Here is a 24,673-nt window from a genome sequence, read left to right as displayed (position 1 = left end):
ATTACGAATTAGAAAACATACATATGCATTTAAAAATAGCTGGTATTCTTTGTTTTTGTTTATTGCATTTAACTATTGCAAAGGCAGATACCCCGATTAACAAGAATAGCTTTAACATCATTAATCTAAACTACCCCGGACTGGAGAAGGTAAAACATGCCGTTGAAGCTGGTAAATACAATGATGCTGCCAGTGCTTTGTTACAATATTACCGCCATAAAATCGGTGAGAAAAAACCAGATTTCAGCAATTTGGAAATTCAGGTGGATACGACAGGCCAGGTAGATGCCAAAAGCCAGGAAACCGTTAACAATGCCATGTTGCACCGCTTTAAAACCCAGGAAGCCTACGGTTTCTTTGATTTTGGAAAAGACATTAACTGGAAACTCTGGCCAGTAAAAGATAATGAAGTACGCTGGCAGCTTCACCGCGTAAAATGGTGGTTAACCATGGCTTTGGTGTACCATAAAACTAAAAACGAAGCCTATGCTAAAGAATGGACCCTGCAATTTGCAGATTGGGCAAACAAAAACCCGCTGGGTTTATCGGCCGATAACGACAAGTTTGCATGGCGGCCGCTGGAGGTATCAGACAGGGTTCAGAACCTGATCCCTACGGTAAGTATTTTCATTAACTCCCCTAACTTTACACCAGCATTTTTGATGGATTTTTTAAAAAGCTACCATCAACAGGCCGACTATTTGCCGAGCCATTACGCCACCGACGGCAACCATCGTTTATTCGAAGCGCAGCGTACTTTATTTGCCGGAGCATCGTTTCCCGAATTCCAGGATGCGGCTAAATGGCGTAAAAGTGGAATTGAGGTATTAAATGCAGAAATCAAAAAACAGGTTTATCCCGATGGTATACAGTTCGAATTGTCACCCGTTTACCATGCTGCCTCGATAGATATTTTTGTTAAAGCCCTTAGAGGGGCGCAAAAAGCCGGTATTGAAAATGAATTTCCTGCCAGCTACAAACAAACTGTAGAGAAAATGGTCATGGCTTTCATCAATATTACCTTTCCTAACTATAACCAGCCAATGTTTGGCGATTCATGGCTGGCCAAAAAAGAATTCAGGCTTAATCAGTTTAGTTCCTGGTCGGCTATTTTTCCAGATAATAAATTCATCAAATATTTTGCAACAGCGGGTAAAGCAGGAGAAAAACCCAACTGGTTTTCGAACGCATTAAGTACAGCTGGTTTTTACACCTTTAGAAACGGATGGGATGAAAAATCGACCATAATGATCTTAAAGGCAAGTCCTCCGGGAGAGTTTCATGCGCAACCTGATAACGGCACATTTGAGCTTTGGGTAAATGGCCGGAACTTTACACCAGATGCGGGATGTTTTGTATACAGTGGCGATGCTGAAATTATGAAACAACGAAACTGGTTTCGCCAAAGCCGCGTGCACAGCACCCTTACCTTAAATAACCAAGATATGCTGATAACCAAGGCCGTGCAAAATAAATGGGAAACAGCCTCACCCCAACCCTCTCCGGGGGGAGACGGAGTATCGGTTATACTTACCTATACCAATCCAAGCTATACAGACTTAGATCATCGCCGCAGTGTATTATTTATCAACCAGCAATATTTCCTGATCATTGATCAGGTTATGGGTAAAGCCACCGGGAACCTGGGAACACATTTCCAGCTAAAAGAAGACAGCAAACCAACTGTTGATCAAACGGGTAATAAAGTTTTCACCAATTATACTGATGGCAATAACCTGTTAATCCAAAATTTTAACACCGATAAGATCTCTCTCAAAGAGGAAGAGGGTAAAGTTTCTTACGCCTATCAAACTGAAGTAACCAGACCGGCATTTGTTTTTGAAAAACCTAAAGCTGATGAAAAAAGCCAAAGTTTTATCAGTGTTGTATATCCTTTTAATAGCCATAAAACACCCAACATTAGCATTAAAGAAAATGCAGGGAATAATTATGACAAAGGCATTTTAAACCTGATCATCACCATTGATGGTAAAACACAAACTATAAAAACAAGCATAACTCAATAAAAACAAAGAATAATTAACATGGTTAACACAAGGTATTTGTGTTAATGGTATTGCACCAGGCTATATTGCCACTAACAATACGCAGGCATTACGCGAAGATCCTGAAAGAAGTGCATCAATCCTAAGCCGCATACCTGCTGGCCGTTGGGGTTTACCCGAAGACTTTAAAGGGGCCGGTTGTATTTCTGGCCTCAAAAGCTTCTGATTATGTAAATGGCACCATACTGTTTGTAGATGGTGGCTGGATGGCCTGTTAGCCTGCAGATTTAATGATTGCAAAGCATAAAGTACTATAAACTGGAAGTCTGTAGTATAACGATTTCAGAAACCAATAAAATTATAACCACTTCAAATTTAATAATATGATGTAATACAATTAACCTAAATCCTAACCAAAAAAAACCACATGAAAAAAAAGTCAATTTACCTGCAAAAGTACATGGTTCTGGCCATATTGTTTTTAGCCGGTTCGTGCAGTAAAGTCCAGAATGGCCTAACCAACCAAACCGATGGTAAAAGTTTAAGCATTCCTAAAATGGGGAATATATTACAATCGGGACTGAACTATGGCGACACCATATTAAACCTTACTTATGAAAGCGGTACTACCAACTCCGGTATTACAGGTATAAACCCTACCAATGCTACCGCATCTGATGCTGCATACGTAGTGTCGCCCGGTGAGACAGGGGATTATGCCATTGCGCATAAAATAATACAGGGCGATCCGGGTTATTATTCTGACGGTAATTATAGAAGTGAAAGTGATGCCGATCAGCTTCCGGTTACCCACTTTTATCCCGGAGATGAGCGCCGTTATGAGGTTAGCGTATTATTGAAAGACTGGACCCCATGGAATACGGGAGATCCAGTGAATGAAACCAATATTTTCCAGTTAAAACTAACGGGTTTGTCTGAAGTGCCCCTTCAGATCAGAACACAGCGGAATGCCATGCTCCTACGGTTTGCTATTGCCAATAGCGTACCAAACGTTAATATTTTAGCTGATGTACGCCCATACGTAAACCAATGGATCCAACTTAGGGTTGATGTAAAATGGGCCAGTACAGCCGTTGGATATATGAAAACCTATATGAAATTACCAGGACAAAGCGATTATGTTTTAGTAGACAATAAGACAAATTACCTTACTTATAACGACAATAATACTGCTGGCCAACATGGTTATATTAAATGGGGCTTATATGTAGCACCAGCAAATGTAACCCGTATTGCCTACCATGATAACATCAGGATCATTAACCTCAACCAGCCAACAACCGCACCTGGCTTAATTTGGGGAAACAGCGTGCCTGATGCTAACCCGGCCTATTTAGATGGCCCGTATACAATTGCATCAAATATCACCAATGCAACAGCCTACAACAATACCACTAATGTTTATCAACATCCTAATATCAAGTATCAGGCGGCTCAAAATATTGTATATACCAATAGCACCAGCCCGGCACCGAACCCTGGCGATAACGTGGTGGGCACACCATGGTCGGATTTTTCTCGCTCAACACTAACAGCAGCTGGCATGTCTGGCAGTACACCTGGCCCTTCAGGCCGTTATTTATTGGGCAGCTGGGCAAATGCACCATCTGCAGGTACACCATCGCCTTTCGATGCAACCGAATATTATGCATTTTATTTAGAACCAAAAAGTGGTTACTATTTTAACTTTACTGATATTAAGTTTACCGTACTTCGCGGCAATACCACACATCCCAATACATTTGTGCTCCGCTCCAGCGTTGATAATTTTGCAACTAATATTTCAAGTCCGGTTACCATTAGTGGCACCACCACTCCTACTGCAATATCGTTTGATGCATCGGCACTTAACAATGTAAGTGGGCCTGTTACTTTCAGGTTATATGCTTATGGGGCAACTGCAACCAGCGGAAGTATGCTTGTTGGTGTTAACGATTTTCAAGTAAATGGCCAGGTGTTACCCAATCCATAAAAATTAAAAACATATTTTAACCAACAATTAACATGAAGTGGTTTAAACTTTAAACCACTTCCTTTTTAAACATGATGAACAAAAAAACAATTTTAACCCTTTTTATCTGCTTCACAATTTTCAGTAGTATAAAAACCCATGCCCAGAGCAATAAAATGCAATGGTGGCAAGATGGAAAATTTGGACTGTTTTTACATTGGGGACTTTACTCAATTGGCGAATGGAACGGTAAGCCCGAAAAGGGGAATGAACATTTTATGTTCTATGAGAAAATCCCGCTTGCAACTTATGCAAAAATTGGCCAGGAGCTTAGCTTTAAAAATTACAATGCCGATTTCTGGGTAAAAAATGCAAAAGAGGCTGGTATGAAATATGTGGTGATTACGGCAAAACACCATGATGGTTTCGCAATGTTCAATTCGCCCGGCAACGATTTCAACATTGTTAAAAAAACTGCCTTTGCCAAAGACCCGATGGTTGATTTGGCTAAGGCTTGTAAAAAATATGGCCTAAAGCTTTGCTTTTATTATTCATTAGGCAGAGATTGGGAAAGTCCGGATGCTTATTGGGCGCACCCGGGTTCAAAGTCGGGCAATGATTGGGATTTTCCAGATACTTTAAAAAAGGATAACAACAGGTATATCGAAAACAAAGTAAAACCACAACTTAAAGAGCTGTTAACGCAATATGGCCCGGTTGGCATTATTTGGTTTGATACGCCGGAGGGAACTACAAAAGTACAAAGTGAAGACCTGCGTAAATTCATCTTAAACTTACAGCCTAACTGTATCATTAATAGCCGCATTGGAAACAACATGGGCGATTATGGGGTTGCCGAACAAAAAATAGAATCGGGCAAGGTGCTTAAGCCCTGGGAAAGCTGCATTACCATGAGTGGAAAATGGGGTTATAGTAAATTTGATAAAAACTGGAAAAGTCCTGAATTATTAGTCAGGAATTTAGTAGAAATAGTTTGTAAAGGAGGTAACCTGCTTTTAAATGTTGGTCCTACCAATTTGGGCGATTTACCCGAACAAAGTGTAAGCAACTTACAGGAAATTGGTAAATGGATGAAAGTAAATGGAGAAGCCATTTATGGTACTGTTCCCTTTACCACGGTAAATGAATATGCCGTTTCTGCAACAGATGCGAAAGAGACCATGGGGCAATCAAATAATGATAATACCTCAAAAAAAATAAATCCGGATCTTTATTTTAACCAGAAAGGGAATAATATTTACGTTTTTGCCAGAAGCTGGACCTCAGCCAGCATCGCTTCCAAAGTTTTAGCACAGCAAAAAAATATTAAAAGCATTACCATGTTGGGCAGTACCGAAAAAGTAAAATGGCAATTGCAGGGCGATAGTTTAATAATCGATATGCCACAGCTACCGAAAAGTGAAATCCCGGTATATGTTTTTAAAGTGAGTATGAATTAACCAAACAAGCATGTTCGTGGTGTTGGCTGTTGCCAGCTGACACTCAATCATAAAAAATCGGGTAATGAATTTTATCCATTACCCGATAATTGATTGCGTTATTTTAATTTAATAAGTTTTAAGATTGGCTTCGAAGCGCATAATGTGGTTCACATCTGCACAGGAATAATCTTCTTTTTTGACAACTGTTACGTGTTTTATTTAAATACATTTTTTGGTACTGTTCCAGTCCATGATTCCGGAAGTTTGCTAAGCCCGAAAATTTTCGCCAATACAAAACTTGTATTTTTATTGCTGTTAAAAGAAGTAATTAAACCACCTTTTTTAATCTGCGGGCCGGTAATGGCCCAAGGCACCTGCATTTCTGCCATTGATATGCCTCCATGACCTTTGTTAATACCTCCATGATCGGTTATCAAAAGGATATGCATGTCTTTGTAAATGCCATCAGCCTTCAATTTTTCAATTAAAGCCCCTATCGCAACATCTGCCTGTTCAATAGCTGTAATGTATTCTGGTGTCATCCAACCAAAACCATGCCCGGCATGATCGGTGTGTACGCTATATAAAAAAGTAAGAGTAGGATTTTGCTTGTTTTTTACCATAAAGTCGTAAGCTTTTTGGTAATTATCCTTATACTCATCCTTTTCTTCAAACGATACCTCATCCAGATATTTTTGATTAATCGGATTAATCAATTCTTTCCAGTTGTAATAATAAGCTGTTTTAGCTGATGGAATAGTTTCTTTTAATACCTTAAAAATAGAGGGATAATAACCATCTGCATCTGTTTCTATTGGTTGTAAAGTGTGTTTCTGCAAAGTCCAATCATTGGCTGTAATTCCATGCTCCTCCGGTCCTGAACCCGTCATATGGCTCGTCCAGTTAGGTAGCGTAACCGATGGCATTACCGGCCTGGTGGTTAACGAAAGTACACCATCGGCAAACAGTTTATCCAGGTTTGGATGTTTGGCTGTTTTATAACCTTCGGCACTAAAGCCATCGAGGCCTAAAATTAAAACATGCGCTTTACGCTGGGCCATGGCCGGTAATGACAGCAGGGATAACACCATCACTTTAAAAAAAACTGTTCTCATAAAAATTAAAATAAATTTACTGTGATGTATCTGAATCAGATTACGGCACATAATTACTAAACAAAAGTTTAATTATATTAAACAAAATGTAAAATAATCGTTATCATATGTAATAAATTTCATCACGTTTTACTTTCGCCAACTTTAAACACTGCTCATATCTAAAAAAGAATTAAACCGTTTTTTACTAATAATTAGGGTTTTGAACAAGTTTTACTTTATCCAATTCATACTTTGGAATCGGGAATAAATAATGTTTACTGGCATCAAATTTACGTGTTTCAACCAACAGGCTGTAATCATAAGTAAATGATCCGTTTGCATTTTTAACCACGTTTACTCCCATTGCATTTTTATTATCGGTAATTTCGGCAATTTTCCAACGGCGTACATCAAAGAAACGATGGCCTTCCAGGCAAAGTTCCACTTCTCTTTCGTGGCGGATTTTATCCCTTAAATCAGTACCTGTAGCAGCAACCGGAGGCATATTAACACCTGTTCTCTGACGGATTTTGTTTAACCAAATTACCGCTTCCCCATCGTTTCCCTCTCCATTTAAGGCTTCGGCATAGTTTAAATAAATTTCTGATAAACGAAAAATGATAAAAGGCGTTGTACTTTCTCCCTCAATGGCCTCGTTATGTGTTTCATCATTATATTTTTTCCAGTTATAACAGGTATTGCTTGCGTTTCCGGCATTAACCGGTGCGGTTCTGCTATCGGCACCTTTATCATAATAAGCTAAAGTTCTGCCTTTAAATTGTGCGCCATTATACAATATATTGGCATAAAACCTTGGATCGCGATCGATATACGGGTTTTGATCGTTATAACCCGAGCCAGCTTCTGTAATCATTTTTCCATTTTTCATTTCAAACTGATCTACAATATGTTGTGTAGGAATGTAAGCCGAATACCCGTTAGAACCGCACGGACTAAAAAAGGTATCAGAATAAGCATTGGCTTTAATCGGATCGATATGATAACCTATAATTACCTCGGGCAAATCAGGCTGGATGAACAGGTTGTGGTAATCGCCCTGATATAAAACATATTGAGGCATGTCAATCACAGCTTTTGCAGCATCTGCAGCAGCTTTCCATTTGGCCTGATCGTTTGTGGTGTTCCAAAGCGGGCTGGCCGCATACAACAACATTCTCGATTTTAGCGCCAGGGCTGCGCCTTTGGTTGCACGGCCTAAATCAAGGTTGGCCGAATAATTTAAAGGCAACAAGGCCGTAGCTTTATCCAGCTCATCCACAACAAATTTTACCACCTCTTCGTAAGTGGCCCTCTTTTCTACAAAATTCTGATCGGTAGCATTGTAAACTTTGGTAATTAAGGGTACACCCCCGTGTTTAGATGCCAGGTCGAAATAACAATAAGCCCTTAAAAAACCGGCCTCCCCCTTTAACCTGTCTTTTTTAGCCTGATCGCCCGGTACAGATTCGATTTTACTAAAAAACACATTTAATTCTCTGATGTAATTGTAATCAACCGTCCAGCTATCCAAAGCTAAAACATCAGGCGAAAGCTGACCTGTGGTAATGCGGTTAACATTTTCGTAAAGAAATTTAGCATAAGTTTCATCTGATGCTGCTGCATAACCTAAATGACTTGGAACGCTGGTATACATGTAAAAGTGTGGAAGCACCACGTATTTTTCGTTCACAAATTTTTCAACCAGGTTCACATCGCTCCATAAGGTTTCATCGCTGATTAAATTGAGTGGTTTAGAATCCAGTAAATCTTTTTTACAGGAAGTTAATCCGAGAAAAGATAAAGCAATAATTATATTTTTAAGTTTCATAAAATCTTATTTAGAATGACACATTTACACCTGCACCGATAATTCTGGTTTGCGGATAATAAGCACCGTTAACGTAATAGCCATTATTATCAGATGGCACATAATTTAGCTCAGGATCGTAGTTTTTGATTTTACTAAGCACAAACAGGTTAGATCCGTTTACAAATACCCGTGCACTGCGTACTTTAATTTTCGATAAAAACTCTTTTGGGAGATCGTAACTTAACTGAAGGGTTTTTAACCTTAAAAATGAACCATCATTTAACCAGAAATCAGAATCAAGGTTGTTCACCGTACTGTTCCTGTCGAAAGCGGCAGGCAAATTATTGTCTGGTGTTTGAGGTGTCCAGCGACCTTCATATTGCCAAAGTGCAGGCGTAGTTTCTGAGTTGTTTCCTTGCGGACGGATAATGTGTTTAACCCCGCTTACACCATAAAACAAGGCTTCTACACCAAAACCTTTATACCTTAGCCCCAGGTTAATACCAAAATTGTTTCTCGGAATTTGGCTGTCAAAAAACCGTTCCCTATCGTTACTGGTAATTTTGCCATCGTTGTTTACATCAATATATTTAATATCGCCAGGTTTTGTACCCGTTAACGGAGTCACTTTTCCGCCATTGGCGTTAGTAAAACCATCTATCTCTGCCTGATTATTGTAAATGCCATCCGTTTTATAAATTAAAAAAGAACGGATAGGATAACCGGTTTGACGCTGATAATCGATTGTTAACGGCGATTCATCCATGAAAACGATTTCGCTGTTGGTATGGGTAAAATTTCCGCCAACCGTATAACTAAAATCTGTACCGATTTTGCCATTGTAGTTTAGTTCTAATTCGAAACCATTGCTATTGGCTATTCCGATATTTTCTGGAGGGAGTTTGCCTCCCAAACCAGTATAACTCGGAATTGAAGCATTTCTCTGGGTTAAAATATCGTAACGGTGCCTCCAGAAATAATCACCATTAAAGCTTAGTGTGTTGTTAAAAAAGCCGAGCTCTAAACCCAGATCCATACTTTTAACTTTCTCCCAGGTAAAGTTCGGGTTGGGCGATACATTGGTAGCCAATCCGAGTGTTGGTACATCCGGATTACCAAAATAGTAGGCATTCTGATTAATTTTATAGGTACTTAAATAAAGATAGGGGTTAATGGCATCATCGCCAAGTATGCCCCATGATCCCCTTAATTTTGCAAAACTGACAAAAGGTAAAGCTTTGTTAAAGAAATTTTCCTTGCTCATTACCCATCCGGTAGAAATGCCCGGGAAGAAGCCAAATTTATTGCCGGGGCCAAAATTGAAAGACCCATTGTAACGCCCGCTAAATTCGAATAAATATTTATCCTTATAGGTATAATTTACCCTGCCAAAAACACTTCTTCTCCCATTTTGATCGCCGGTACCACTATTCGACAAAAAAGTTGGGTCGGGGTTGGCCAATCCTAAAAACGGCAACTGATCGCTTAACAAACTTCTCGAACCTGTACTGGTTTGCGCCGTTAAATAATCGGTTTCTTCATAGCCAAAAATGGAACTTACATTATGGTCATTAGCAAAAACCCTGTCGTAACCAAGTTTAATATTATAAGTATTTCTTCTGGTGCGGCCCCAGGTTTCATTCAATCCGATTAAATTTGAGTTGGTTGATTCCTTTTTATTGATATATTCTCCGGTTGTTTTGTTATAATCGTAGTTATCATAAGGACGGGAAAGGCGCTTATATTGCCAGAAAGTATTATCTAAACCTGCATAAGCATTTAAATAAAGACCTTTGGTTACCCAGGGCATTTTTAAATCGATGGTACCGGTTGCCTGTGCGTAGTACGATAACTGGCGGTCGTAACCCGGCTGATCAGTCACCCTTAACAAAGGATTACTACCGGTAGTAGTTCCTGTACCGTATAAACCATTGGGATATTTTGCAGCAATAGTTGGATATTGAGCCAGGATCGCCATAAATACGCCACCGTTTAAGTTTGCATTATCAAGAGGTGCATATTTATCCTCATTACGGCCTGATAAATCAAGTGAAACCTTTAAATCTTTGGTAATATTGGCATCTATATTAGCCCTTAAGTTTTTTTGGTTATAGTTAAATGGCGATTCGTTGTACAAATACTTTTGATACAGGTATTGCCCAGAGATATAATACTTTACATTATCGGTACCGCCAGACACATTTAGGTCGTGCTGTGTCATCGGAGCCGTTTTAGCGATTACCACATCATTCCAGTTGGTATTGGGGTGGCCCAGAGGGTCAGTTCCATTTTCAAATAACCTGATGTCTTCATCTGTATATCTTGCTGCGCCATTACGGCGTGCCAGTAGCTCGTTATAATACCTGGCAAACTGCCCTGCATCAACCAGTTTGGTAACCCGGGTTGGCGATTGAAGGGAAACACTCCCATTGTAAGAAACGGTTGGTTTTCCTGTTTTACCCCGTTTGGTGGTAATTAACATCACCCCGTTAGCTGCACGCACACCATAAATGGCCGCTGATGCATCTTTTAAGATCGAAACCGATTCGATATCTTCCGGATTGATCCGGCTAAAACTTCTGTCGGGTACCCCATCAACTACAATTAATGGTCCGGCATTGGGGTTCGAAAAACTGGTAGCCCCCCTGATGGATAACGCAGAACCATCATTACCCGGCTCTCCTGAGCGGTTTGTGGCAATTAAACCAGGTGTTCTTCCTGTTAAGTTGTTGGAAAGGTTTCCGTTGGGACTTTGTTTGATTATATCGCCCTTAACCTGTACTACAGCTCCGGTTAAAGTAGCTTTTTTCTGCGTACCATAACCCACCACCACTACTTCGTTTAAATTATTGTTTTCTTCCAGTAGTGTAATCGCAAGGCTTTGTTTACCATTTACAGGTATTTCCTGTGTAGTAAAACCAATATAGCGAATGGTTAAAGTTTCGGTTCCTTTAAGCCCGCTTAGCTTAAAATCTCCATTTGCGTCAGTTGTAGTTCCATTTTGGGTGCCTTTAACTAAAACACTCACACCAGGTAAACCAATTTTTTTGGCATCGGTTATTTTACCTGTAATCACGGTATCGGCTTTTATTAAATTGTGGCTTAAATTAAGACTTTCAGGATGCTCATGTGCAGATAAGGAAATTGTGAAGCATAAAAGCACACACAGCACCGTTATGCTCAAAAATTCAGGAATCAGAAAACTCCCAATCGATTTTTTAGTTAAATTCATAGAATGGTTTTGTATTGTTAATTGTTTATTGATTTTAAGCAGTTTTACAGATGTAAACCGGTAAACAGCACCATGCTAATACACACTCCTAAAGCCATAAATCGGTGATTTATGGTTCTTTGGCTCAGGAATTATATTTTAGTTTTGGCTGTCAGCTTAGTCACTTAAATAAGCGGTTAGCATGGGATAAAGTTATCAGGAGAAGTACAAAACAGGCCATAAACGGCAAACCAAACTCCACACAAAACAACGTACAGTTAAATCACTATCTATCAATAAATTAAAACCGAATCAGAATACATTATGGATGGGATAAAGTGGAGTGAACCGGCAGTTTTTCAAGAAACAAGAAAAGGAAATTGGCTGGAGAAACCTGGTTACTCTCAATTGGTTATTGAAAAATGATGCTGATGCCGAAATTAACGGCATCAGCCTATATTGCGGCTAATGCAAGGTAGGTGTAAAGCGATCTACCTTAAAAAATATTGATTTCACAGCAACAAGCTGTACACAGCGTTACAAAAAAAACGATATAAAACTGAACACCAACACCTTACCAGTACAAAAATTTGCTATTCTTTTGTATTATTGGTTTTCCATTATTCTGTGTCTATTAGAATATTTTTACAGTTAGTAGCAGGGGAAAATATTTTTGATGACATCAGAAATAATCCGGTCATCAATAAACCTGTTTCTAATTTTTAATGCATCAAACAACAAACCAATTACTCAACCAAATAATGATTAAAAAGTATTTTACCCTTACTTGCCTGTTAATGGCTACCGGCTTAACCAGCTTTGGTCAGAAAACGATAGAAATTGCAACAAAAAACAATGTATTAATTCTGGAAACAGATAAAGACAACACCTTATTATCGACTTACATTGGTAAAAAGCTCGAAAATGCTGCAGAGTACCCCAGCGTACAGGCACTTGATAAATACAAACCCGGCTCTGACGACCTTTTAAACAAACGTGAAGCTTATATTGCTTCGGGCTCGCTTAATTTAATGGAACCGGCATTAACGGTAACCCATGCCGATGGCAATAAATCTACCGTGCTTACCTATTCGGAAGTAAAAACCGAACAGTTAGATGAGAACAGAAAATTAACCAGCATTGTGTTAAAAGACCAGAAATACAATTTTAAGGTTACTTTAAAATACCTGACTTATTTTAATGAAAACGTAATCGAACAATGGGCAGAAATTGAACACCATGAAAAAGGCAGTGTAGTGCTGAACAAATACGCTTCGGCAAACCTGACCCTGAGCGGGAGGAAATTCTTTTTAAAAAACCAGTATAGCGGTGCTGTGCGCGAAATGCGTTCGGAAGAACAACAATTACTGCACGGTATAAAAACCATCGATTCGAAATTAGGAACCCGTACAAACCTGCTTCACTCCTCTTCATTTATGGTTTCTATCGATCAGCCTGCTACCGAAGATATGGGCGAAGTAATTGCAGGCTCGCTGGCCTGGACAGGTAATTTTAAACTGGATTTTGAAACTTTCGATGAGTATTACCTCAGGGTTACAGCCGGTATTAACAACTTCTCTTCCAATTATACCTTAAAAGCAGGCGAAAATTTTGTTACCCCACGTTTTGTTTACACTTATTCGGATGCCGGAAAAGGTTTAGCCAGCAGAAACCTGCAGAATTGGGCCAGAAACTACCAGATACTGGATGGAAAGGGAGAGCGATCGACCATTTTAAACAATTGGGAAACTACTTATTTCGATTTTAATGATGAGAAATTAAACGAATTGACCAAAGACACTAAGAAATTGGGGGTAGATGTTTTTTTATTGGATGATGGCTGGTTCGGCAATAAATATCCACGTAACGGATCTACCTCTGGTTTGGGCGATTGGCAGTACAATAAACAAAAACTGAAAAACGGCATCAGCACCCTGGGTAAGGAAGCCACCGCCAATGGCGTAAAATTCGGAATCTGGATAGAGCCTGAAATGGTGAACCCGAAAAGTGAACTTTACGAAAACCATCCCGATTGGATTATCAGGCAGCCAGAAAGAAAAGAATACTACATGCGTAACCAGTTGGTGCTCGATTTAACCAATCCAAAAGTGCAGGATTTTATTTATAAAACCGTTGATGATATTTTTAAAGAAGTACCCGAACTTGCTTTTATCAAATGGGATTGTAACTCATTAATATACAACGCCAACTCCCCTACTTTAAAAAACCAGGATCATTTTTACATCGAATACATTAGAGGCTTAAATAGTGTATTGGAGCGGATTAGAAAAAAATATCCAAAAACACCGATGATGCTTTGTGCAGGTGGAGGTTCGAGGGTTGATTATGCAGCGCTTAAATATTTCACGGAGTTTTGGCCAAGTGATAATACGAATCCTTACGACCGTATATTTATCCAGTGGGAATATTCCTATTATTTCCCCTCTGTTACTATTGATAACCACATCACCGATATGGGGAAACAGCCTATAAAATTTAAAACTGACGTGGCCATGATGGGTAAACTGGGTTACGATGTTAAGGTAAACGAACTGAGTAAAAACGACCTCGTGTTTAGCCAGAACGCCGTTAAAACTTACAATAGCTTTAAAGATATTGTGTGGCATGGCCAGCAGTACCGTTTGCAGGATCCTTACGAAAACAAAATTGCTTCAATTGCTTATGTAAACGATGCCAGGGATGAGGCTGTTGTATTTAATTATTACGTGGCCACGCTGTTTACCAATGGTGTAATCTTGCCGATTAAACTTAAAGGACTGGATCCGGCTAAAAAATATAAAATAGAAGAAATCAATTTGTATCCGGGCACTAAATCGCCGGTTGACAGCACCAAAGTGTATTCAGGCGACTTTTTAATGAAGGTAGGTTTTAATCCGGAAGCCAATGCTTACAGAACCAGCGTGGTTTTAAAAGTGAAGGCGATATAAATGATCAAAAATAATTTCATGATTTAAGGGGAGGCTTTTCGCCACCTCTATTTGGCAGATTTTAATATATCTTAGATGAAAAAATACATTTTAAGCATTGCTGGCAGTATCCTTATCGTGGTGATTGCTTTATCTTTCAAAAACAAAAAAGATCAGGCTGCAGAACGACCTAACATTCTATTTGCCATTATGGATGATGTTACCTATCAGCATATAGGCGCTTATGGCTGCAAATGGGTAAAAACACCAAATTTCGATCGCATTGCCAAAAATGGACTACTCTTTAAAAATGCCTATACCCCAAACGCCAAATGCGCGCCGTCACGCTCCTGCATCATCACCGGCAGAAACTCATGGCAACTGGAAGAAGCAGGCAACCATTGGTCGTACTTTCCAACCAAATTTGCTTCGTTTGCAGAGGTATTGTCCCAAAACGGATATGAAGTGGGCTTTACCGGAAAAGGAGTAGCACCAGTAGTGGCAAAAAATGTGGATGGCACACCACGCGAAATACTGGTAAAAGCATTTAACCAGCTAAAAACCACCCCACCCACCACTCAGATTAGTAATGTAGATTATGCGGCCAATTTCGGTGCATTTTTAAGTGCAAAAGGCAATAAACCCTTCTTTTTTTGGTATGGTGGATTGGAACCGCATCGCGGATATGAATTTAATTCGGGAATAACGAAAGGCGGAAAAAACCTTAGCGACATTCAGAATAAAGAAATTTATCCCTTCTGGCCCAAAACAGATTCGGTAAAAACAGATTTACTCGATTATGCTTTTGAAATCGAGTATTTTGATAAACAACTGGGCAAAATGCTTAAAATGCTCGAAGATCAGGGCCAGTTACACAATACCCTTGTAGTGGTTACTTCAGATAACGGCATGCCTTTTCCAAGGGTTAAAGGGCAGGCGTACGAATATTCCAATCACCTGCCACTTGCCATGATGTGGGCGGATGGCATTAGCCATAAAGGCCGTAAAGTGGAAGATTTTATCAGTTTTATCGATTTCGCACCTACCTTTTTGGATCTCGCCAAAGTTCCTTCCAATAAGAATATAATGCAACCCATTACCGGAAAAAGTTTTACGGATATTTTTAGTTCGGCTAAAGAAAAAGTTGCTGAAAAACGCAATTTTGTATTGGTGGGTAAAGAACGGCATGATGTAGGACGCCCGAAAGATGTAGGCTATCCTATACGTGCGATTATCCAGGAGAATTATCTATTTATAAAAAATTTCGAAACGGACAGGTGGCCTGCGGGAAACCCTGAAACCGGTTATTTAAATGTAGATGGTGGCCCTACAAAAACAGCCTGTTTAAATACGGTTTATGCCACCAATAACGACTTTAATTACTGGTTATGGTCGTTTGGTAAACGCCCTTCAGAAGAATTGTATGATATTAAAAAAGATCCTGCCTGTTTAAATAACCTGTCATCTGATGTTTTACAGCAAAAAAGATCAGCAGCGTTGAGGAATAAATTATTAACCCTGTTAAAAGAGCAGAACGATCCCCGTGTTTTTGGTAAAGGGAGCCAATTCGATCAATATCCATATTCCGATAAAAAAAGTGTCAATTTTTACGACCGGTACATGGCTAAAGATCCAACGCTAAGCTGGGGATGGGTAAACGATTCTGATTTTCAGGATATTTCAAAAATTGAAAGGGCTAAAAACGCAAGGAACAAATAAGAAAATGGAGAGTGATCATTCTATGTGAATCACATTACCTCGATACCCATTTAAATTTAATCTCAGAATTAGTAAATAACCAATTCTGAGATTAAAACCTGGTTTTAAGTGTTAAGGATTTCCGTTAAAAATTCACTAAAGAAGGTGAATCGTACCTTGCAGGAATGGCTATATTTAAAAACTTCAGTACGGTTGGTGCAACGGCATAAATAAAAGGTGGATTTCCGTTTACATAATTACCTGCTGTAATAGTTGACCAAGATGGAGCGCTCGCCCCACTACCAATTAAACTTACAGGACCACCAACAGCTCCGGTATAAAGGGTTCCAGATCCGTCGTTTCCTTTAGCATAATAAGCAAGGCTTGAATATTCAGGGTGATTTGTTGCCGTAATTTAATGGGTTTTAAAGATTTAATGAGTTGTTTTTTCATAGGAGGAGATTGATTAGATAATGATTTAATGAGGGAATCTTAAAACTTTCGCCTTAAGATTCCCCATTTATTGAAGGAAGTTTTAATACAATCCCAGTTCTGCTAAGGCTGCATATTGGGTGCCATCCCAGGCGTTGCTGGCAATAATTTTAAAATAACGGAATGTTAGAGGTGAGCTGAAACTAAAATACTGCGTAGCACTATTATTAGCGGCCTGTTTGTTAAAAACGCTGGTAAAATTAGTGCCGTCACTACTCATTAATAATTCAAAATTTTTAATCGCCCTGCTGGCACCAGCCCTTTGGGTAAGTGATAATCCACCGGTTATGGTTTTAGATGAACCCAGATCGATGGTAACATAATGCGGGTAACTGGCTGCATTAGACGACCATCTTGAATGCCAGAAAGTTGATAGTGAGCCATCTATTACATTGCTGGCTTTACCATCTTCACCGGTTTCCTGCGAGCTGAAACCTGCTATAGACCATCCTGTTTTTGATAATTCGGTTTTAGTAGAAAAATCGAGTACAGGAATACCACTTTGAAAGGTATACGCATAAACAGTTTCATTAATAATACCATTATCATGCACAAGTTTAACCTTTAACTCATAAGGAATTCCATTGGTTTTATTCTCCAGTTCGGCAATAGGCATTACTACCCTAAAACTATCGGTTCCGATCGGTGTAGAGGCCCAGGTAATGGCATTATAGTCTTTATTGGTCCCGGTACCTTCATTATTTTCGTTCGGATCGTTATAATAAAGCACTTTGCTCACCGTTCCGCTACTGCTATACTTTCCAGAAACCACTATGGCACCTAAACCAGTATCATAATTGGCATTAATCCGGTTTACTTTAGCGGTTATTGCTCCATAATAGGTCTTACTATCATTGTTAAACACTTCGCAGGCATTAAAAATAGCCGCTTCGGCATCGGTTAAGAAACTTGGCCTCACTTCTAAATAATAATTGCTTAACCACATCATTGGCATTTTATAATTGGTATTGGTGCCATTAGCATAAATGTTTTGCGATGCCCACTGCCTGTCGTGCGGGGCATTAAAGGCATGACCAAGCTCATGCATCATTCCCCCAACCCATTTCGCAAAATTATTACGGCCTGTGTTTAATACTCCTTTTAGCGCGATATTCATATAGGGGTTATCGTTGGCAAAGCAATACCTTCCATATCCATAAAAGGGCTGTACACCTTCTAAAGGTTGCGGACCTTCGGTAGTATTGTTATCATAGCCAAATGCAGGCACCAAAATGAGTACATGGTTACTCGTTTTAAGTCCGGGATGTGAAGCAAAATAAGCATCAATCTCTGTGGTATAGGCAGCTCCGTTGGTTCCATAACTTGCTTTAGGATTTGCAGCCCTAATGAGCACAATTTCGGCATTACCTGTTGTTCCATCTTGTTTAAGGCCAAAAGTTTTAAAGCCATAGCCAGCATTGTTCATCGCAGTGCCATACCAGTTTTGGGCATATAACATTACATCGCTCAAACGTTTTTTCCAATTGGGCAGGGTATCCAAATCGGATGGGATAAAATAAACGATGGCGAGGTTTCTAGTTTGTGTAATAATTGAAGCAGTGGTAGCCGTTTTCTTTGGACCTGTGGTGGTTTCACCTTCTTCGGGAGCAATTACTGCTTTTTTACATGATGATGCAAATAAGACAATGGCACATAATAAAGTTAATAAGGTTGTGGTTCTTTTCATATTAGGTGGTTTTGTTTTGTTTTTCGTTTTTTTACGAAAAACATATGGGACATTAAATTTCCATAAGTTTTATATACCCTAAGTTAATATTGAAAAAAAGACAATCATATATATCTAGCCGTACAAATAAAGAGCAAAAGTAAGTACACACAACTAACTAAAAATAAGCAAGTTAAACAACAAAATAAGAACAAAATGGACAGACAAGACTTTTTTTAGCCACAAAACGTGATTAAATAAAAAATTGCAAAAGATTATAATCAGAAAATTTCTTTGGTAGATAAATCCTGCAGTTTTGGGGATACGGCTTTGCCAATACCATTAAATAAAATCTTGATACCCATTACCTTACCGATTGATTTTTGATAAGTGGTTGAAAGTACATTTTTTCCGTTCAGGATTACTGAAGCTTTTTTGTTAACCACCCTGATTTCAATATCTCCGCCATTGGTGGGATCGAATGCCAGCGCGCCCAAAAACTGTTCTGCCCCTATTACTCTTTTTTCGGAAAATTTGTATTGAGAAAAAGCAACACAATTACTCCGGTTAAGGGTTAAAAGGTGACGGTGTTTTTCGCCCAGAATAATGATTGTGGTTTCTACACATTGGGTACCCGGCCTGCTTTGTTCTGAAAAAACCCTGCAGGTAAAAGAAAAATTATCGCCACTGATATTTGAAGGTTTAATATTACTAAAGCCTACCAAAAAAGGTTTATTGGTTGCAAGCCCTGCTGAATCCAGCTGTGCTTTTGAAACATAGATATTTTTAGGATTTAAGGCCTTAAGGCCGGCAATTGGAAATGCCCTTGAGGTATCGTTGCCCGAATTGGCTACCCAGCCTTTTGTTTGCATGTACACTGAAACTGTATCAATTGGCTTATCATGGTATAAAAGCGTGGCATACACTACCCCCGGGTTTCTGAAAAATTTGGCAATTTCTTTTTTGCCACTTATAGGGCTCTGCAGTGCCTCATCCATAAAATCGATCTTAAATTCTTCATCACCGTTATTCGTTACTTTAGATTTCAATTTAAATACGGCAGTATGCGGAACATTGCCAAAAGGATTTTCGCAGATCAGTTTTGTATCTGTAGGTGTACCAGCCGATTTCCATACCCAAAAAGCACCAATTAAAACAAGTAATAAAAAAGCAGCAATACCGGTGTAAATATATTTTTGATGGGATTTGGGAGATGGTTTGATGGCAATTTCCGGGTCAGGTATAGTGCTGATCGGCTCTGATTTTACCTCGCCAGGCTTAACCGAATTTACAAGTTCAAATTCCTGCCAGTCGCGATAACCAATAAACTGCGCTAAGGCATCGCGTGTGGCCTTTTGCGGGAAATAACGCTGTGGTGTTTTCAGTTGCCCTAAAAGCCTTTTAAGGGTATTTACGCTAAGGTAAACTTTGGTTTCTTTGCCTAACTGACTGCTCAGCCTGTTATAATCAGATACGCGCCACTCCTCAATCGGGGCAGCGGCCATTTTCTGTATCATAATCCTGCAACAGATATCCAGTGCATCAAAACCTGATTGATTACTTGGCTGAACTGAATTAGGCTCCATCACTTATTTCTCTTTATGGGTAGGTTAGGGATCATTTATCTAATACACCTGTTAAAAACAACAGTATTTGTAAACTTTGTTTACAAACATATAAATATCAGCTTACATAGCCTTGCATAAAATTGTTTTTTTAAATTATTAATGAAATAATTTACCTGGCTTGGATAGGTTATCATCATGAACACTACAAATGGTATCCGGTTTTATGTCGTATTAAAAATTTAAATGGTATTGTTATCGTTTTTTTCGGAGTAATGAAGGTGTACATCTTGTTGTGCAAATGGGATATCGATATGGTTGGCTTTAAAAACTTTATTAATGGCTATAATCATATCGCTACGGGTAGGCAGTGCTTCGGCAATGTGTTTAGTCCAGAAATAGATCCTTAAATCGATGGAACTGTTTCCAAACTGTTCATATTGAATTAAGGGTGCAGGGGTTTTCAAAATACGGTCTTCAGCATCTAGTACCTCTTTAAGCAGCTGTCTGCATTTCTCCAGATCAGTGTTGTAGCCTATACCGATAACGATCGAAATCCTTTTTCTATTGCCACCCAGCGACCAGTTGATTAAGTGCGAATTGAGCAAATCGCCATTGGGCATTACCACATCTGCACCATCCCAGGTTGAAATAATGCTGCTTCTAAATCCAATCGATTTCATGGTGCCTCCCTGTCCGTCAACATCCACAATATCGCCAACATTTACCGGTTTTTCGAAAGCAATGATCAGGCCACTCACCAGGTTGTTTACCAATGTTTGTAATCCGAAACCAATGCCCACACCCAGGGCGCTTAATACAATGGTAAACCGATCCATCGGGATACCTGCCGCACCTACCGCCAGAAAAAGGCCTACGCTCAATATCGAAATCCTGATGAGTAGCAACCAGCTTCCAATTCCCTGCTTTTTAGATTTATCCGCTTGTGCCTTATCCAAATGCCAATCTGAAGCAAAATACGACACCACCTTTGAAATGAGCACTGAAACGGCCATAATTCCGAAAAAGAGCAATAAATTACTGATGCTAAAGGTATAACTGCCAATGGTACGGTCTTCAGTAAAAAATTCGATAAGTGGCCTGGCCAAATATTCAAATGCCGGAAAATTACGTCCAAACAGGATTACCCAGCCAATGACCAATAATACATAGAACAATGCGGGTGCCCTATTGCCAATTTTCTCGTAATTAAGGTAAAAAAGTTTCCTATTCGGACTCGAATACACATTAAATGCGAGCGCTAATCCTTCGTTAATCAACCTCACTGTCCAAAGAAAAAGAATGGCAATTACTACGTTTAAAAAACCACTGATAAACAAGGCTTTGGCCAGGTTATATCGTCCGAACAGATTGGCAATTGTTGCTGCAATTTCCAAACCTGACATTAATCCAATCGAGTAAGTAATCCACTTTTCTTTAAGCTCGTTTTTTGGTCCCCATATTAAAGTGAACACGCCACTTATACATCCAACCATCGAAGCACCTAACATTAACCACCTTTCCATCCCCGATGCCTGCAATATCAGGTTTCCAAAAGCTGCAAAAAAGAAAAAAACCACCATCATGAGCCAGATTTTCATCCAGTATTTGCTGATGTACTGCTTAAAAATCAGTGTTACACTGATACATGATATTAACCAGAGTATTACATTTAAAATAAAAGGTGGAGAAATAAAGATAAACTGAAACAGGCTGATAATGATCAGGAGGGCTGATAAAAAAGGATATTTGAGTACAAGCTGGTTTTCAAAACCGGGTTTTAAAAGCGCTCTTTCGAGGTAAATATTTTTTAACGAACGCAGGTAAATAAAACAGGTAATCACCAGCAAAAACAGGATCATGATCCGGCTGCCGTTATTTTCTACATAAAAACTAAGCGTAAGTAAACCTTTAACGATTGAATGCGACAGAATCTGATTGAAGGACCTGTAATGGCTTTCGGGCGCCCAAATATTACCAAAATCCCTTTTAAAGGCATTAGCAGCCATTGCTTTTTGGTACGATTCTATTTCTTCTAAACTGCTCTGAATCCTGAAAACGGTGAGGTTAACCTGATTGATCAGGGTTTGAATATTACCATTTGCTTCTTTAAGCACGCTATCAACAGGTTTAACCTCGTAAGCAATTACTACAATCTTTTTCAGGTAGCGCATGAGGGTAACAGAATCTTTTGGAAATTTAAACAGGGCAGGAATGCTGGAAAGGGAATCGAGCTGATAGCGAAAATTGTTCAAAACAGTTTGGCTCGCATCCAAAGTAGCTTTCCGCCGGCTTGCTTTATTTTCGAGTTCGAAAAGAATTTTTGAGGTAGCAGTCAGGTTCCGGAAGGTTTGCGCCGTTCCCCCATTTACAAAAACACCGTCTCCCGCAATTTTAAAGTCGTCTTCTATTTCTTTGAGTTCAGCTTTTGTTCCTGTTGTATCCAGGTCTTTTTTAAGGTAAATTTTTGCTTTTTGCAATACCCGTTTAATCTCATCAAAAATCTTGATCTGTAAAATGGTGGCTTTGTCGGCATCAAACTCGGCGATACTTTTTTTTGAAGATGTTTTTGCAAATTCCTGCATACGGTCTACAAAATTTTTCGGCAGGCTATCAACCGTACTATGCTTTAAAGTATCCTGTTGCTGCGCACAAACCTTTGCACTACCAAGAGAAAATATCCCAATCAATAAAAAGAAAAGTAATCTTTGGGCCGCCATAATCATCAACATAATTCAATAATACGAAAAAGCAAAGTAAGTTAATTAATTTATTCTAAAGTCCAGAGTCTTTGGTTTGGAGTCTGGAGTTGAATAACTGATAATAAGTTGGGAGCTTGGAGTTTGGTGTTTGGAGTCAGTTAACCGATTAAACAGCTTGGAGCTTGGAGTTTGGCGTTTGGAGTCAGTTAACCGATTAAACAGCTTGGAGTTTGGCGTTTGGAGTCAGTTAACCGATTAAACAGCTTGGAGCTTGGAGTTTGGCGTTTGGAGTCAGTTAACCGATTAAACAGCTTGGAGCGTGGAGTTTGGCGTTTGGAGTCAGTTAACCGATTAACCGTTTTATAGGAAAATAAGTGCGAGAAATGTTATCTTGAGGTATCTGATCAGGCTAGTCATCATTTACAATCATTTTTATGGAAGAATCAAAAAACGAAATCCGTGCATTTTATGCCAAAACACAGGTACATTGGCGTCAATGGCTTGAAGAAAACCACGAAAAAGAGGTATCGGTATGGCTAATCATTTACAAAAAGGATTCATCAGCAAATAATCTTCCACATGCCAATGCTGTTGATGAAGCGCTTTGTTTTGGCTGGATTGATAGCTTAACAATTAAACGTGATGAGGAGAGCCGTTATCAGTTATTTTCAAAAAGAAAGGCAAAAAGCAATTGGAGTGCCATTAATAAAAATAAGGCTTTAACCATGATAGAGAATGGCCTAATGCACCCGGCTGGTTTACAAACCATCGAAATAGCCAAAACCAACGGCATGTGGGATGCGCTAAACGATGTAGAAAATTTGATTGTTCCGGAAGATCTGAAAAAAGAATTTGACTCTAATATTACTGCATTTAACCATTGGGAAAAATTTCCAAAATCAGTAAAAAAAGCCATTCTAAAGTGGATTTCAGAGGCAAAAAAAGCAGAAACAAGATCGACAAGGGTTATAGAAACTGTTAGGTTAGCCGTTGATAATGTGAGGGCGAGGTAGATGAGTTGGGCGCTTGGGGTTGGGAGTTTGGAGTTTTGAGTCAGTTAACCGATTAAACAATTAACCGGTTAACCTGTTGGGAGTTTGGCGTTTGGAGCCAGTTAACTAATTAACCTTGAACTAATAAACTAACTTTTCAACCGGTTTCTATATTCAGATGGTTTCATTCCTTTAATGGCTTTGAAAAATTTGTTAAAATTGGTCGGATTGTTAAAACCACTGGCATAACAAACATCAGCAATAGCGTTGTCTTCAGATTGAAGTAATTTACAGGCATGCCCTACCCTTATTTCGTTAATAAATTGGGTAAGCGATTTCTGTGTCCGTATTTTAAAAAACCGGCAAAAAGAATTAGGTGTCATGTTGCATAATTCGGCTACTTCGTTAAGATGAATATCGTTATGAAAATTCTTCATTAAAAACTGATATACCTTATTAATTCGGTTATTATCCTTTTCATCATACTGATTTTTGAAAGAAACACTTGATAAGTATTTGAAATCTTTTGCCTTCGCTAATATCTTAATGATTTCAACAACGGCAATAATGTTTTCAAACCCGTCATTATTTTCTACTTCCTGTAAAATACGCCTTATTCTATTACATGTATCTTGTTCAAAGGCCAAACCTCTTGCAGCCCTCGAAACCAGGTCTTCTACCAGGGTTAAAACACCCTGATCGTCTGTTAGCAGTGAAAAAAAATCGATGCTGAAATAAATTACGGTAGATTTTACGGCTTTATCGTCGTTGTCCTCATAACTTTTGTCGTTTTGCCAGATGTGCGGAAGGTTTGGCCCCATGAGCACCAGATCGTCATCTTCAAAATTACCAATATGATCGCCAACAATCCTTTTGCCATGGCTCCTTTCAATCCAAACCAGTTCGCACATATCATGAAAGTGAAAAGACGAAATAAGCCTGTTATTGTTGATGTGTTTTATACGTACAGATTTATGACCGGTATGGTTTACATTGATTAGTTCAGACTTCATAAATTTTCATAAAAAGACCAGCAATAAATAAACTAATTTAATAATAAAATTAAAAAAATATATTATTTAAGGTAAAAAAA

At 39.0% G+C, this 24,673-nt stretch carries 14 protein-coding genes and 1 pseudogene; 7 read left to right on the top strand and 8 right to left on the bottom strand.

Annotated elements, in window-relative coordinates; translation table 11 throughout:
• Positions 1–23: 23 nt before the first annotated feature.
• From hepC to R2R28_RS00990, 4 genes and pseudogenes are all read left to right on the top strand, one after another.
• Positions 24–2,027: a heparin-sulfate lyase HepC gene (gene hepC, locus R2R28_RS01005; RefSeq protein ID WP_316823837.1), complete on the top strand. Its 2,004-nt coding sequence runs from the start codon at positions 24–26 to the stop codon at positions 2,025–2,027.
• Positions 2,028–2,058: 31 nt separating this feature from the next.
• A pseudogene (locus R2R28_RS01000) lies at positions 2,059–2,284 on the top strand (SDR family oxidoreductase); the annotation flags it as partial.
• 149 nt (positions 2,285–2,433) lie between these two features.
• On the top strand, positions 2,434–3,999 hold the full coding sequence (locus R2R28_RS00995; protein ID WP_316823836.1) for a heparin lyase I family protein: 1,566 nt from the start codon (positions 2,434–2,436) through the stop codon (positions 3,997–3,999).
• A gap of 71 nt (positions 4,000–4,070) precedes the next feature.
• A complete protein-coding gene (locus R2R28_RS00990; protein ID WP_316823835.1) occupies positions 4,071–5,438 on the top strand; it encodes an alpha-L-fucosidase in 1,368 nt (455 codons plus the stop codon).
• Positions 5,439–5,635: 197 nt separating this feature from the next.
• Here the strand turns inward: R2R28_RS00990 and R2R28_RS00985 are convergent, their stop codons facing one another.
• From R2R28_RS00985 to R2R28_RS00975, 3 genes are all read right to left on the bottom strand, one after another.
• Positions 5,636–6,535 carry an ectonucleotide pyrophosphatase/phosphodiesterase gene (locus R2R28_RS00985; protein WP_316823834.1) on the bottom strand — a complete coding sequence of 300 codons (900 nt, stop codon included), beginning with the start codon at positions 6,533–6,535 and terminating at the stop codon, positions 5,636–5,638.
• Between the two features lie 187 nt (positions 6,536–6,722).
• The gene (locus R2R28_RS00980; protein ID WP_316823833.1) at positions 6,723–8,345 is read right to left on the bottom strand and encodes a RagB/SusD family nutrient uptake outer membrane protein; all 1,623 of its coding nucleotides are present in this window, start codon (positions 8,343–8,345) and stop codon (positions 6,723–6,725) included.
• Positions 8,346–8,355: 10 nt separating this feature from the next.
• Positions 8,356–11,559, bottom strand: a complete 3,204-nt coding sequence (locus R2R28_RS00975) for a TonB-dependent receptor (RefSeq protein ID WP_316823832.1) — start codon at positions 11,557–11,559, stop codon at positions 8,356–8,358.
• Between the two features lie 740 nt (positions 11,560–12,299).
• On the opposite strand from R2R28_RS00975, the gene R2R28_RS00970 reads away from it, so the two are divergent.
• Together R2R28_RS00970 and R2R28_RS00965 are read left to right on the top strand one after the other, a co-directional pair.
• Positions 12,300–14,486, top strand: coding sequence for an alpha-galactosidase (locus R2R28_RS00970; RefSeq protein WP_316823831.1), 2,187 nt, complete (start codon positions 12,300–12,302; stop codon positions 14,484–14,486).
• 75 nt (positions 14,487–14,561) lie between these two features.
• On the top strand, positions 14,562–16,184 hold the full coding sequence (locus R2R28_RS00965; protein ID WP_316823830.1) for a sulfatase: 1,623 nt from the start codon (positions 14,562–14,564) through the stop codon (positions 16,182–16,184).
• Positions 16,185–16,475: 291 nt separating this feature from the next.
• On the opposite strand, the gene R2R28_RS00960 is transcribed toward R2R28_RS00965, so the two are convergent.
• The 4 genes from R2R28_RS00960 to R2R28_RS00945 all read right to left on the bottom strand — a co-directional run bounded on the left by R2R28_RS00960 (position 16,476) and on the right by R2R28_RS00945 (position 22,606).
• Positions 16,476–16,616, bottom strand: a complete 141-nt coding sequence (locus R2R28_RS00960; RefSeq protein WP_316823829.1) for a hypothetical protein — start codon at positions 16,614–16,616, stop codon at positions 16,476–16,478.
• Positions 16,617–16,698: 82 nt separating this feature from the next.
• Positions 16,699–18,342 carry a discoidin domain-containing protein gene (locus R2R28_RS00955; protein ID WP_316823828.1) on the bottom strand — a complete coding sequence of 548 codons (1,644 nt, stop codon included), beginning with the start codon at positions 18,340–18,342 and terminating at the stop codon, positions 16,699–16,701.
• Between the two features lie 260 nt (positions 18,343–18,602).
• On the bottom strand, positions 18,603–19,907 hold the full coding sequence (locus R2R28_RS00950; protein ID WP_316823827.1) for a hypothetical protein: 1,305 nt from the start codon (positions 19,905–19,907) through the stop codon (positions 18,603–18,605).
• A 221-nt stretch (positions 19,908–20,128) separates the two neighbouring features.
• Entirely contained in the window at positions 20,129–22,606 is a 2,478-nt protein-coding gene (locus tag R2R28_RS00945; RefSeq protein WP_316823826.1) for a mechanosensitive ion channel family protein, read from the bottom strand.
• A gap of 416 nt (positions 22,607–23,022) precedes the next feature.
• On the opposite strand from R2R28_RS00945, the gene R2R28_RS00940 reads away from it, so the two are divergent.
• Positions 23,023–23,601, top strand: a complete 579-nt coding sequence (locus tag R2R28_RS00940) for a YdeI/OmpD-associated family protein (RefSeq protein WP_316823825.1) — start codon at positions 23,023–23,025, stop codon at positions 23,599–23,601.
• A gap of 128 nt (positions 23,602–23,729) precedes the next feature.
• On the opposite strand, the gene R2R28_RS00935 is transcribed toward R2R28_RS00940, so the two are convergent.
• Positions 23,730–24,593, bottom strand: coding sequence for an AraC family transcriptional regulator (locus tag R2R28_RS00935; RefSeq protein WP_316823824.1), 864 nt, complete (start codon positions 24,591–24,593; stop codon positions 23,730–23,732).
• Positions 24,594–24,673 lie beyond the last annotated feature (80 nt).

This window comes from Pedobacter miscanthi, from assembly GCF_032678605.1.
GTDB classification, from domain to species: domain Bacteria; phylum Bacteroidota; class Bacteroidia; order Sphingobacteriales; family Sphingobacteriaceae; genus Pedobacter; species Pedobacter miscanthi_A.
The sequence above is the reverse complement of the archived record's forward strand: the minus strand, read 5'-3'. Positions and strand labels throughout refer to the sequence as shown.